14 protein-coding genes are annotated in these 11,810 nt (G+C 60.6%); 8 read left to right on the top strand and 6 right to left on the bottom strand.

Annotation, left to right across the window (positions count from 1 at the left end):
• Nucleotides 1-170: 170 nt before the first annotated feature.
• Entirely contained in the window at nucleotides 171-374 is a 204-nt protein-coding gene (locus WCA85_RS33895) for a DUF3562 domain-containing protein (protein WP_424069918.1), read from the top strand.
• Between the two features lie 467 nt (nucleotides 375-841).
• On the opposite strand, the gene WCA85_RS33890 is transcribed toward WCA85_RS33895, so the two are convergent.
• Together WCA85_RS33890 and WCA85_RS33885 are read right to left on the bottom strand one after the other, a co-directional pair.
• A complete protein-coding gene (locus WCA85_RS33890) occupies nucleotides 842-1,441 on the bottom strand; it encodes a J domain-containing protein (protein WP_424069916.1) in 600 nt (199 codons plus the stop codon).
• Between the two features lie 206 nt (nucleotides 1,442-1,647).
• Nucleotides 1,648-2,373, bottom strand: coding sequence for an SDR family oxidoreductase (locus WCA85_RS33885; RefSeq protein WP_424069914.1), 726 nt, complete (start codon nucleotides 2,371-2,373; stop codon nucleotides 1,648-1,650).
• Between the two features lie 124 nt (nucleotides 2,374-2,497).
• On the opposite strand from WCA85_RS33885, the gene WCA85_RS33880 reads away from it, so the two are divergent.
• Nucleotides 2,498-3,445 (top strand): LysR family transcriptional regulator, encoded by a 948-nt coding sequence (locus tag WCA85_RS33880; protein WP_424069912.1) that lies wholly within the window; start codon nucleotides 2,498-2,500, stop codon nucleotides 3,443-3,445.
• 82 nt (nucleotides 3,446-3,527) lie between these two features.
• On the opposite strand, the gene WCA85_RS33875 is transcribed toward WCA85_RS33880, so the two are convergent.
• On the bottom strand, nucleotides 3,528-4,535 hold the full coding sequence (locus WCA85_RS33875; protein ID WP_424069910.1) for an MDR family oxidoreductase: 1,008 nt from the start codon (nucleotides 4,533-4,535) through the stop codon (nucleotides 3,528-3,530).
• A gap of 165 nt (nucleotides 4,536-4,700) precedes the next feature.
• Between WCA85_RS33875 and WCA85_RS33870 the strand changes: the two genes are divergently transcribed.
• Nucleotides 4,701-6,128 (top strand): PLP-dependent aminotransferase family protein, encoded by a 1,428-nt coding sequence (locus tag WCA85_RS33870; protein ID WP_424069908.1) that lies wholly within the window; start codon nucleotides 4,701-4,703, stop codon nucleotides 6,126-6,128.
• Nucleotides 6,129-6,220: 92 nt separating this feature from the next.
• Here WCA85_RS33870 and WCA85_RS33865 read toward each other — a convergent pair whose 3' ends face one another.
• Nucleotides 6,221-6,424, bottom strand: coding sequence for a DUF2970 domain-containing protein (locus WCA85_RS33865; RefSeq protein WP_424069906.1), 204 nt, complete (start codon nucleotides 6,422-6,424; stop codon nucleotides 6,221-6,223).
• Between the two features lie 427 nt (nucleotides 6,425-6,851).
• On the opposite strand from WCA85_RS33865, the gene WCA85_RS33860 reads away from it, so the two are divergent.
• The 4 genes from WCA85_RS33860 (at nucleotide 6,852) to WCA85_RS33845 (ending at nucleotide 8,081) form a co-directional block, all read left to right on the top strand.
• Complete coding sequence (locus tag WCA85_RS33860; RefSeq protein WP_424069904.1) at nucleotides 6,852-7,085, top strand: hypothetical protein; 234 nt, start codon at nucleotides 6,852-6,854, stop codon at nucleotides 7,083-7,085.
• A 98-nt stretch (nucleotides 7,086-7,183) separates the two neighbouring features.
• Complete coding sequence (locus tag WCA85_RS33855) at nucleotides 7,184-7,417, top strand: hypothetical protein (RefSeq protein ID WP_424069903.1); 234 nt, start codon at nucleotides 7,184-7,186, stop codon at nucleotides 7,415-7,417.
• Between the two features lie 98 nt (nucleotides 7,418-7,515).
• Nucleotides 7,516-7,749, top strand: coding sequence for a hypothetical protein (locus WCA85_RS33850; protein ID WP_424069901.1), 234 nt, complete (start codon nucleotides 7,516-7,518; stop codon nucleotides 7,747-7,749).
• A 98-nt stretch (nucleotides 7,750-7,847) separates the two neighbouring features.
• The gene (locus WCA85_RS33845) at nucleotides 7,848-8,081 is read left to right on the top strand and encodes a hypothetical protein (RefSeq protein WP_424069899.1); all 234 of its coding nucleotides are present in this window, start codon (nucleotides 7,848-7,850) and stop codon (nucleotides 8,079-8,081) included.
• 83 nt (nucleotides 8,082-8,164) lie between these two features.
• Here WCA85_RS33845 and WCA85_RS33840 read toward each other — a convergent pair whose 3' ends face one another.
• A complete protein-coding gene (locus tag WCA85_RS33840) occupies nucleotides 8,165-8,368 on the bottom strand; it encodes a hypothetical protein (protein ID WP_424069897.1) in 204 nt (67 codons plus the stop codon).
• Nucleotides 8,369-8,871: 503 nt separating this feature from the next.
• Between WCA85_RS33840 and WCA85_RS33835 the strand changes: the two genes are divergently transcribed.
• Nucleotides 8,872-10,995 carry a protein kinase domain-containing protein gene (locus WCA85_RS33835; RefSeq protein WP_424069895.1) on the top strand — a complete coding sequence of 708 codons (2,124 nt, stop codon included), beginning with the start codon at nucleotides 8,872-8,874 and terminating at the stop codon, nucleotides 10,993-10,995.
• A gap of 51 nt (nucleotides 10,996-11,046) precedes the next feature.
• Here the strand turns inward: WCA85_RS33835 and WCA85_RS33830 are convergent, their stop codons facing one another.
• Nucleotides 11,047-11,697: a formylglycine-generating enzyme family protein gene (locus WCA85_RS33830; RefSeq protein WP_424070072.1), complete on the bottom strand. Its 651-nt coding sequence runs from the start codon at nucleotides 11,695-11,697 to the stop codon at nucleotides 11,047-11,049.
• Nucleotides 11,698-11,810: the final 113 nt, after the last annotated feature.

Here is an 11,810-nt window from a genome sequence, read left to right as displayed (position 1 = left end):
AATTAAGCACTTCAGTGCGGCCGAATCTCGCCGAAGTCTGCGATGACCGATTGTCGAAACGTGGTTTCGCTCAACAATAGAACGATTCCATTTGCACGTGAGAAGACGCCCTCGTGTAATGTCATTGCACGGAGGCTGTTCCTATTTTGGCGAGACATCAGGAGAGCGACATGGCGCGGCAAACCAGCACCGAAGACGTGATAAAGGCTATCGCGGCTGACACTCACACCTCCGCCGAGACGGTGTCAAGAATGTACGCAGAGATATGGGCTGAATACAGCGATGGCGCCACAATAATGGACTACATGCCAGTGCTCGTGGCGAAGCGCGTTCGTAACGCACTGCGGCAGGCCGCGAAAGATGCCACGCATTGACGGTCTATGCCGCAATCCGCCGCAATCCAAGTGGTGAACGCAGCCTTTGATGCACACATGGAAAAACCTGTTTCACGGGACAAGGGGGTGGGGCCAGTGGCCAACTTGAGGCCATGCGAGAGCCGGTCGAACATTTCACCCGACACGTTTCGATACACACAAACACATCGGTAATTTTCCCGCTCGATATAGTGCGTTCAACACTAACGAGTGAGGTGCATGATGAAACGAATCTTTGGGTTGATGCTATTGGCCGTTTGTCTCGGAAGCGCGTTGAGCGGCTGTATCGTTGTACCGGTAGGCGGCCACCATGGCTATTACTATTGAATGGTCTGATTGTGGTTAGCTGCAGCGTGTACTTGTAGGGCCAGCGGACGTGCAAATTAACATTTGCGGCTTAGAGTACACGTGCCAGAGCAGTCGGCGCCCCCGCCAGCCGAGGTTGGCGGGGGACGTCAGGATGCGTTTTAGGAACGGACGCCGAAGAGTTGCCACAGGGCTTCGAAAGGACTGGCGTGTCGTCGGCCAGGCTCTGACGCTTCGCCTCGTGACTCCTCCGGATGCTCGCGTTTCGCCGTGTGTTCGGCGACAGGCGCATCGTTCACTGCTTCGGACTGGCGCGACTGATGCAGCGCCCATACGCTGTCCGCGATTCGATTCGCGAGTTGCGCGTCGCATTGCCGCCCGAGCAGCACGCCGAACAATACATCGCGGTTGTACCCGTCGCTCGCGAATCGCATCGCCAGCGCAACCATCCCGGCATACGCAGCATCAGCAGCAGCTTGCGCAGCAGCCTCACGTTCGGCCCGCTCCCGTTCTTCCTGTTGCCTCTGACTCTCCCAGCGGCGCATCTCTTCGGCGAAGATGGCGTCGTATACCTTCCGCTGCTCAGGGTCAGACAGAATCGTGTACGCGTCTTTGACCTGCTGAAATGTCGCTCGAGCTACCTCTTCCCGGCCCGCGTTCCTGTCCGGATGCGACTTCATCGCGGCTTTCCTGTACGCCCGCTTGATTTCGACCTCAGTGGCGTCTGCACTCACGCCAAGCGTGTCATATAAGGTTGCCATCGGTCCCTCAGTTCTCAGTCATGTCGCGGACCATCGTAGCATGCAAAAAAAACCATACCATGACCGAACACGGCCCCATCAAACGAACGGACCTGCGCGTCGAGCGGGCGCGGGAATCAGTAGCCATTTCATGCTACGACGCCCCGGCGTTGCACCGTGGTTTGACGTGGTCCACGTTTTTTGGGGCGTTCCTATTCACACTAGCGTTACAGCAGCCGCAATCCCCCATCGCACTCGATGATGGCACCCGTCATGAAGGTGTTCTCCATCAGGAACTGGAGCGCGTGTGCGACGTCTTGTGCCTGGCCGACGCGTCCCACCGGCAAGGTCTCAGCTTGCTGACGGAACAGATCCGTTTTGACGCTGGCGGGAAATCTGTCCCACCACGCAGTATCAATTACGCCGGGCGAAACGGCGTTGACGCGCAGCGGCGCCAATTCTCGCGCCAACGAGCCGATCATGCATTCGAGCGCGCCGTTGATCGCGCCCAGGCCGGCGGTGCCAGGATTGGCAATGCGCGCGGAAATTGCGGTCACGAATGTCAGGCTGCCGTCGTGGCGGAGAGCCGGCAGGCCCGCTTGTGCCGCTTCGAGCTGGGGCCAGACTTTGGCCTCGAAGCCGCGACGCAGGGCAGTTAAATCGAGTTCGTCAAACCGGCCGCCGCCTTCGCCGCCTGAGAGCGTCAGCAGCAGATGGTCGATGGGGCCCACGCGGCCGAAGAAACGGTCAAGGGCAGCGCGGTCCGTGCAGTCGAGCGCTTCGCCGACGGCGCGGCCGGGTCCCTCAAGTCCAGCGAGCGCTTTATCAAGTTTGTCCTGGTCGCGACCGATCGCCACGACATTCGCGCCAGCAGCGGTCAGCCGCGAGACCGTCGCTAAGCCGATGCCCGATGAACCGCCCAGCACGACGACTTTCTCGGATTGCCAATTCATATCATTGCTCCTGTCGATTAATGGAGTAGGGCGTTGGCCGATATGCCGTCACATCGTGTAACGCAGCGCTCTCCATGGCGATAGAATGCGTCTCAGGAACATATCATTCAAATCGTTAATTACGATGAGTAACATCATTGAAACTGATTTCAGGAACTTCGACCTGAACTTGCTGCTGACCTTTCGCGCGCTGTTTGAGGAGCGCAGTGTTACGCGCGCCGCGCAGCGGCTCTTCCTCGGTCAGCCTGCGGTGAGCGGGGCGCTGAAACGGCTGCGTGAGGCGTTCGGCGATGAACTATTCGTGCGCACATCGCGCGGCATTGCGCCTACCTCGCGTGCGCTCGAACTGGCGCGACAGATCGAGCCCTTCCTCCAGTCGCTGCACCAGGTGCTGACGCAACCACCGGTGTTCGACCCGGCGAGCGCGCGACGCGTGTTTCGCATCGGTTTGAGCGATTCGATGGAGGTTTTGCTGATGCCGGAGATCATGGGCCGCCTGGCCGTCGCTGCTCCCGGCGTGAAGCTGATCGCGCGCCCCGCTGATTCGACCCGCGCGGCGGCAATGCTCGACGAGGGCGAGATCGAACTCGCGGTAGGCGTATTCCCCGAGTGCGTGCAGTGGCAGCGGCGCCGGGCGCTGTTTCAGTGGCGCTTCGTCAGCGTCTACAATCCACGGCTCGTTAAGACGCGCCGCAAGCGTCTGTCGATGGAGGACTTCCTGCGTCATCGGCACGTGCTGACGTCGTTCAGCGCCGGCCTGCACGGTTTTATCGACGAGCGGCTGGACATGCAGGGACTCAAGCGTGACGTGGTGTTTTCAGGCGCAAATTTCGCCACCAGTCCGTTCATCGTGCGGCGCACGCCGGCAATCGCCACGGTGCCCGACTTCATCGCGCGCGTCTGGTGCGATGCACTGGACCTGGCGATGAGTCCGCTGCCGTTCGAAGTGCCGGGCTACGAAGTCTCGCTGATGTGGGCTGCGGCGCGAGACCAGGATCCGGGGCTGACGTGGCTGGCAGCGGAGTTTGCGCACGCGTTCAACGGATGGGGCGAAAGACGGGCCGACCCTTGATGAGTCTTAGGCCGAAACGTGCCGTCCTCTCGGTCGAGGGGCTAACGCCAGCGTGCACGCGACGCGGTCATTGCACCAATGGTCAAGGCAGTTGATTGACGTCGACCACTGTCCTGCCTCTTATGCCGCCTGCCAGAATTTTCTCTGCGGTTGCGAAGACGTCGCCCAGTCCGATCGTTGTGGTTACTGCGGCAAGCTTCCGTGCGTCGAAGTCTGTCGCCAAGGCGTTCCAGGCACTCTCACGTCGCTCCATCGGGCACATGACAGAGTCGATACCGACGAGCTTCACGCCGCGCAGGATGAAGGGGGCCACGCTGGCAGGGAAATCCATACCTTGCGCAAGGCCGCAAGCGGTTACGATTCCGCCGTATCGCGTTTGCGCGCAGGCGTTGACGAGCGTATGCGAGCCTACTGAATCGACGACAGCGGCCCATCGTTCCTTTTGCAGTGGTTTGCCTGGCGCCGACAACGATGCGCGATCCAATATGTCCGCAGCACCTAGCTCGCGCAGGTAGTCCGCTTCGTTCAGCTTGCCGGTTGCCGCGACGACTGTGTAGCCCCACGAGCTGAGAATGGCAACCGCGATGCTGCCTACGCCGCCACTTGCGCCGGTTACCAGAATTTCGCCCGAACCAGACTCTACGCCCTCGTTGCGGACGGCGAGGCAGCTCAGCATGGCGGTGAATCCAGCCGTGCCAATCGACATGGCCTGGGCGGTGCTGAAAGATTCAGGTAAAGCTACGAGCCACTCGCCTTTCAGTCGTGCACGTTGGGAAAGGCAGCCCCAGTGCGTCTCGCCCAATCCCCAACCGGTGATGACGACGCGGTCGCCAGCTTTCCACTTGGGGTCCGACGACGACTCCACGGTGCCCGCACCATCAACGCCCGCGACCATTGGCCACGCACGGACGACCGGACTGCGGTTGGCAATCGCCAGTCCGTCCTTGTAGTTGATGCCCGAATGGTCGATACGAACGACAACGTCGCCGCCCGAAGCAGGGTTGCTTTCGAGCTCGTCATCTTCGAGGGTCTTGAGTGCGGCCGAAAAATTGTCACCTTCTTTGCTCAGGTAGACAGCAGTGAACGACATAGATGCCTCCAGATAACGTTTTCATGCGAATGCCCATGCCGAGGCGGGTGCAACAGGATATTGCAGCGGCGGAATTTCTGATATTCCAGTCACGCCGGTAGCGGTGCGCCTCGCCATCTTGAACAAGGGGTAAGCTACGCCAGCGCCAGCCCTGAGATCCAGATCATGAAACGCTATGAGGTTCTCGCCAACTCGATCGCTGATGGCATCCGCTCGGGGCAGATTCCGATCGGCTCTCGACTGCCGTCGCTCCGGCAGATTATCGCGCAGCGCGGTGTCAGCCAGTCGACAGTTTTCCGCGCGTACTACCTGCTCGAAGAGTGGGGGCTGATCCGCGCCGAAGAGCGCGCGGGCTACTTCGTGACGCCCGGTGCCGCGGTTAAACAGGCGCCGTCGCATCAGGACGCGCCGCTTGCCGAGTCAACCAAGGTCGACATCAGCGATCTGGTGTTTTCCGTGCTCGATGCCGCGAAGCATCCAGACATCGTCCCGCTGGGCTCAGCGTTCCCATCTCCCCTGCTGTTCCCATCGGCGCGCCTGCTCAAATCGCTGACCCAAGGCACGCGCGCACTCAGCCCGTGGAGCACGGTCGCGGATCTGCCGCCTGGTAACGACCATCTGCGCCGCCAGATCGCGCTGCGATACGTGGCCACTGGTGTGTCGATGCCGCCCGAGGAGATCGTCGTTACCAACGGCGCGCTCGAGGCGCTGAATCTGTGCCTTATGGCCATTACGCGCCCGGGCGACGTCGTCGCGGTCGAGTCGCCGGGCTTCTACGCGGCGCTGCAGGCCATTGAGCGGCTCGATCTGCGCGCGGTCGAGATTCCGGTCCATCCGGTCACAGGCCTCGACCTCGACGCCCTCGCCGCTGCGCTCGACAAGCATTCGATTCGCGCATGCTGGTTCATGACGAATTTTCAAAATCCGACCGGCGTCACACTTTCCGACGAAAAGAAGAAGAGGCTAGTCGACATGCTCGCCGCGCGCGATGTGCCGCTGATTGAGGACGACGTCTATCAGGAGTTGCACTTCAGTCGTGATCGGCCGCTCCCTGCGAAGGCCTTCGATAGCAACGGACTCGTCATGCATTGCAGTTCATTCTCGAAGACGCTTGCACCGGGCTACCGTATCGGGTGGGCGTCGGCGGGACGCTTCGCGGATCGCGTGCAGCGGCTCAAACTGATGACGACGCTCTCGGCCAGCATCCCTGCGCAGGCGGGCATTGCCGACTACCTGGAGCACGGCGGGTTCGACCGGCACCTGCGCAAGCTGCGCGCTGCGATGCAGACGCAACGTGCCGCGATGGAGACGGCTTTGCGGCGTTACCTGCCGCGCGAGGTGCGATGGGTGAGCCCATCCGGTGGCTACTTCCTATGGCTGCAATTGCCGGACGCGGTCGACGCGATGGCTCTCCACCGGCTCGCGATCGGCCACGGCATCAGCATCGCGCCCGGCCCGATCTTCTCCGCGACGCACGCATTCCAGAATTGCATCAGGATCAACTTTGGGCACCCTTGGAGCGTCAAGATCGATGGAGCCACGCGTGCCCTCGCCGAGATTCTCGATGACCCGGCGGTGCACGTATCCACCTGATTTATGCCTGCCAGGACGGTGATGACCATCTGCTGGCAAGCCATACACGGCAATACCAGCCCGCTTGCGCCGCCAATACAGCGAACCGCTGATCAGAAGCCCTGCATTGCGCTCGTCGACTCTGTGACCAGGTGCACGAAGCCGAATATGATCGCGCCGATGAGGACGGCCAGGAACACGGCCACGAACGGTAGCATGACAAAGTTCACGTTGGCGAAGTCTGCATCATGCGACGCACGCTTGCGCACGCCGAAGAAGCTTGAAAGAACGATGCGCACGAGTCTGAGGAATTCCATGGTGCTGCTCCTGTTGGTTTGGATTGGTTCGATCATCGAACTAGCCAGCAATCGGAAACAGCAGCAGATTCGTGCAATACGTGGGAAGCACGGGCCGCGATTCGCCGCGGCTCCATCGCAGCGCCACCCTAGCCGTGGCCCACTCTGACGTTATTTCGGCCAGCGGACCTCAACGGCGCGCAGTTCTGTTCGCTCAAAGCAAACAGCGGCCCCAAAACTGTTTGCTGCGCTCCGACATGGTCGTTCTTCAAGTTTCCTGCCGGTACCGTCTGAGTCCGCGCCGGATATAAAAATGTCTTTTATTTTCAGATGGTTATCGCTCGCATCAGGCATGCGAATGAGGTCTGGCACGACCCCTGCATATGTAGCTGCGAGCGCAACAAAAAGTGCTCCTTCCCAAACAGCCTTTCATGTACGGAGATTTATCATGACCTCATTGACGATCAAAGACCTTTCGCATACCGAAGAACTTTCGGCAGAAGCTCTCTGCGCTGTGCGCGGCGGCAGCAACTTCAACATCGGCAACGTCAATGCGGCGTATGGCGGCGGGTTCGCCAGCCCAGCCATCGTGGTGGCGCCGGTGACCCAGACCGACACGACGACGAATGTCTCGATCCCCACCATCCAGAACTTCGGTGGCCTGCAGTTCGCCAAGGCGTAATCAGTCATCGGCATGTGGGAGCCGCACCTGCAAGGACGTTCGGTCCTCTGAGGTGCGCCCTTCAAGTACCAACTTAAGCTAACCGACGGAGATTTATCATGTCCTCAATGACCATCAAAGACATTTCGCATACCGAAGAACTTTCAGAAGAAGAACTTGCCGCTGTCCGCGGCGGCAGCAACTACAACGTCGGCAACGTCAATCTGGCGAATGGCGGCGGCTTTGCCAGCCCGGGCATCGTGGTGGCTCCGGTCACCCAGACCGACACGGCGACGAATGTCGAAATCCCGACCATCCAGAATTTCGGTGGCGTGCAGCTTGCCAAGGTGTAATCGGTACGCGGTATGGAAGAGCCGCACCTGACGGGACGTTCAATCCTCTGTGGTGCGCTCTTCGAGAACGAATTTCATCTAATCTACGGAGATTTATCATGTCCTCACTGACTATCAAAGACCTCTCGCATTCCGAAGAACTGTCCGCAGAAGCTCTCTGCGCTGTCCGCGGCGGAAGCAACTACAACGCCGGCAACGTCAATGCAGCGTATGGCGGTGGGTTCGCCAGCCCGTCCATCGTGGTGGCGCCGGTCACCCAGAACGACACGTCGACGAATGTCTCACTCCCCACCATCCAGAACTTCGGTGGCCTGCAGTTCGCCAAGGCGTAACAAGCCCGCGGCGTGGGAGAGCCGCACCTGCAGGGACGCTCAATTCCCTGTGGTGCGCTCTTCGAGAACGAATTTCATCTAATTTACGGAGATTTATCATGCCCTCACTGACCATCAAAGACCTTTCGCATTCCGAAGAACTTTCCTCAGAAGCTCTCTGCGCTGTACGCGGCGGCAGCAACTTCAACATCGGCAACGTCAATGCGGCGTATGGCGGCGGCTTCGCCAGCCCGTCCATCGTCGTGGCACCGGTCACCCAGACCGACACGTCGACGAACGTCTCGATCCCCACCATCCAGAACTTCGGTGGCCTGCAGTTCGCCAAGGTGTAACAAGCCCGCGGCATGGGAGAGCCGCACTTGCGGGGACGTCCAATCCTCCATGGTGCACTCTCCGGTCAAGATGTCCTGCTGGATTAACGCCGCGCGATCGCCTCCGCAATCGGATGCCGCGCACCGGGAAACCCAGGGGGATAATCGACCACGCGGGCGGTACTCACCACAGGCTGCGCGACTATGCTATAGCGAACCCCAGTCCGCGCGCCTCCGATGATCGCAGCCATGGCCTGTCTGTCGAGTTCGACGCTGTCCGGTAAATCCTTGATAGAGATGGTTGTCATGGTTACTCCAGGAAATAGAGAATCGGCCGAAGGCTCGTCTGAACCCCAGCCGAATGCCGCTTACCTTGCGAGCGGCCCGCATTATCCGCCTCGTACTGCCCAGTATAGGCAACGCGCCCCGCACTCACGTTCGGTTGCTCGCGCGCCTTGTGCAATGGAGGTCCCGAGCCTCGTATCTGCTCAAGCTTCACGGATGCATAGGCTGTGCCAGTTTCCGCCGACAGTCGTCAAATCAGCGCGGGGCGCTTATCTAACAAGGCGCCACGGAACTGGGCGCGGTTTTTTGCGTTATGCAGCAGACAGAAGCCGGGCTGCGAGTGGCGGGCTACACCCAACCGTTCGCACAACAATGTTGGTCACGACACAACACCGCTGACGAGCAAGTACCGCTGGGCAATCGAGAATTGCACAACACATTGACGCGGACTAGTATCGAATGTGGGCATGTAACTTGTTACGACAGGTCCTCTCTTATTCCACTGGGAGCTGCTCGCTTTGCACACATGGCTAGTCTTGCGCAGGTAATTCGAGAGTTCCGAAACGGCGAGCTGTCGCACGACGAGTTCTTCACGTTGCTCGATACCACGTTGACCACGGACAGCGTCAGTTCGACCCAGTTGCTGGCGATACTGGGAGAGGAACACGCCCGCACGCCGCTGCCTGATGACCTGTATTCCGAAGCCCGCCGCAGAATCGAACGCGCCGTGGCGTCAAATCTCACGGTTGGCGCGGAAGACACCCGCGTCCAGACACTACCGGAGCAACGTACGCCGCCGCCCGCAGCCTTGGCTGTCGGGGCGGCCGGACTGGCGTTGCCGGGAGCTGACGCGATCAAGGGAACGGGCGACACGCTGAACAACCGGTTTGTGCTTGAGGAGTGTCTGGGCGTCGGCGGCATGGGTACCGTGTATAAGGCGTTGGACCTGCGCAAGCTGGAGGCGTCAGATCGCAAGCCTTACCTTGCGATCAAGGTCCTCAACGTCCAGTTTCGCGGCAATCCGCAGTCGCTGATCGCGTTGCAACGTGAGGCCAGGAAGGCTCAGGTCCTCGCGCACCGAAACATCGTCACGGTGTACGACTTCGATCGGGACGGCGCAGTCGTGTACCTGACGATGGAGTACCTGTCCGGCAAACCACTTAGCCAGGTACTACGAAGTCCGAACTTTAGCGGTATGCCGTATCGCGAGGCGCTGCCGATTGTCAAAGGCATGTCCAATGCACTCGCCTACGCACATGAACACGGTTTTGTTCATTGTGACTTCAAGCCGGGGAACGTTTTTCTAACCGATAAGGGCGAAGTCAAGGTGATCGACTTCGGCATTGCGCGGGTTTTTCAGCGCCCCGAGGAAGAAAGCGACGCGACCGTGTTTGATCCAGGCAGTCTCGGGGCACTGACGCCCGCCTACGCGAGCCCCGAGATGCTGGAACATCGCGAGCCGGATCCACGCGACGATATATATGCGCTCGGCTGCATCACCTACGAGTTGTTGACGGGACATCACCCGTTCGACCGACTCTCGGCAACGCAAGCGCGCAGTGCCAACTTCAAGCCGAAGCGTCCAGACGATCTGGGTGCCAGGCAATGGCGCGCGCTACGCGCCGCGCTTTCGTTCGACCGCAACACCCGGACACCGACGGTCACCCGCTTTGTCAGCGAGTTCGGTGGTTCATCGCGGGAAGTTAATCGCGGGATGCTGGTCAAAGGAGGCTTGGGGCTTGCGGCCGTGTGCGTGGCGGCTTTTGGCCTCTACCGCTATCGCGCATCATCGGACCTGGGCGACGAGGCTTCACATACGGCGGCTGCCCGTGTCGTTGCTGAGGGATCGCAAGCGGCCTCGTCCGTGATCCCGCAGACGAGTACACCGACGTTTGCGCCTGCCTCTGCAACTGAAATAGCCGCGGTACAAGCGCCCGCTACGCCCGCGCCGTCTGCGCCGGCCGTGCAGGCGCCGCTGTCGCTTGCCGCCGTGACCCCGCTGCTCGCGCAGGTGCCGTGTTCAGCGCTGTTCGCGTCGGCGCAAGACCATAGTCTGCAGGTGCGAGGTTACGTCTCGCAGCACTATGGTGTGGCGCGGTTGAAGGACGGTTTGAGCGCGCTGCCCGGCGTCAACGCGCTGAACCTCGACGTCACGCCGGTTGCCGACGATAAGTGCGACGTCATCAAAGCGTTCGCACCCTATTGGACCGGCAACTTGCAGACGGGCCACGCCGCAGCGCTGCGTGTGGAAGGAGCCAGCGGTCAGCTTACCGAAGGCGATCCGCTCGTCGTCAACCTGACGACACCGGGCTACGACTCGTACGTCAACATCGACTATTACGAGCTGGATGGCAGCGTGGTGCACATGGTGCCCAGTCCGCAGGTGAAAGACAATCAGGCGCCCCCGCATTATGCAGCGAGGGTCGGCGGCGGGGGCGACTGGGTGATTGCCCGGCCTTTCGGTACCGAGCTTGTGGTGCTGCTGATTACCCCGGAACCTCTATTCAACACGTTGCGGCCTGAGAGCGAGCCGCGCGCCGATTATCTGCGCGCGATCGACGCGCGTCTCGCGCCGATGGCGGCCAAATACGGCCAGGATCGCATCGTCGCCGACCTGGCGCAGATTACGACAAAAGCTCGCAAGCATTGATCGCCGGTCGAGGTATCCGCGGCGCTCCTCTATAGACAGACGTGAGCCGTATTACTTGATGTCTTTGGCGACACGCATGCCGTCCTGCGACTGGCGGACGCTGCCGCTGTACTTAAAGCGCGTCGAGGTGAGCATATAGTCCGCGCCTTCGCGCCACGAACCGCCGCGGATCACGCGCATGTCGCAATTCGGTTCGTCCCACGCGCGGCCGTCGGCTGGGGCGCCTTTATACGAGCTGTGCCAGCAATCGGTGACCCATTCCCAGACGTTGCCGTTCATGTCGTAAAGCCCGTTGGGATTCGGTGCGAACAAACCGACATTCTCAGGCCCCTCCTGATGCCAGGGGTCGCCGCAGCCCTTGCAATTGGCGTTGCCCTTGCGCATCTGATCGCCCCACCAGTATTGCGTGGTGGTGCCGGCCCGATCCGCGTACTCCCACTCTGCTTCAGTGGGGAGCCGGTACGGTTTGCCGGTGATCTTCGTGAGCCATTTGACGTACAACTGGGCGTCGTCCCAACTGATGTCGCGGGCCGGCGCGTTCTTGCCTGAATTGTTTTCGCTCGACAGGTGTGGACAAGCATTGGCGGCTACGCAGGCATTCCATTGATCCGCGGTAACTTCGTATTTTCCGATTGCGAATGGTGCGCCGATCGATACGCGATGTGGGGGCTTTTCCGAAGGATCGTCAGTACTGTTGCCCATTGTGAACGAGCCGGCGGGTATAGGGATCATCACGGGGCACGCCGCGCAGTCCTTGCTCTCGCCCGCTGTGGGCGCGTGCGCGACGATTCGTTCCGATGCTGCCGGGGCTGAAG

It is taken from the genome of Paraburkholderia sp. (genome assembly GCF_049581445.1).
Classification (GTDB): Bacteria; Pseudomonadota; Gammaproteobacteria; order Burkholderiales; family Burkholderiaceae; genus Paraburkholderia.
Note: the sequence above shows the minus strand (reverse complement) of the source record. Positions and strands in the feature narration are given on the sequence as shown.